The organism is Aeromonas sp. MR7, from assembly GCF_963899385.1.
Taxonomy (GTDB): domain Bacteria; phylum Pseudomonadota; class Gammaproteobacteria; order Enterobacterales; family Aeromonadaceae; genus Aeromonas; species Aeromonas bestiarum.
This window is the reverse complement of the sequence record NZ_CAWQXH010000033.1, coordinates 1-340: the sequence shown is the minus strand read 5'-3', so window position 1 is coordinate 340 and position 340 is coordinate 1. Positions and strand designations below refer to the sequence as shown.

Sequence of the window (340 nt, the reverse complement as noted above, 5' to 3'; positions counted from 1 at the left end):
AGCTGCCGGTCGCCGTGTCACTGCCCCCACCGATGGTCTGTGCATCCTGGGTGGTCAGGCTAATGCCACCGTCTACCACGGCATTGATGGTCACGCTCGGCACATCGTCCTCAAAGCTGATGTTGCCGCCCAAGTCCGCACTCACCGTGCCGGTCGCGGTGTCGTTGTCGCCATCCACCACCGTCACGGTTGCACTCAGCAGCACCTTGCCATTGGCCAGGCTGATGAGGCTGTTGTCGTTGCTGTTGTCCACGTCCTCCGGCTGATGATCCAGCTCCGCCGACTGGGTCAGCGTCACGGTACCATTGCTCGCCACGCTGATGCGGAACACCTCGCCCTC

1 protein-coding gene is annotated in these 340 nt (G+C 62.9%); it reads right to left on the bottom strand.

Going from position 1 to position 340, the window contains the following annotated elements:
* Positions 1 to 340 (bottom strand): DUF5801 repeats-in-toxin domain-containing protein (locus tag AACW87_RS15920; protein ID WP_241326819.1); only part of this gene is annotated, 340 nt, incomplete at both ends.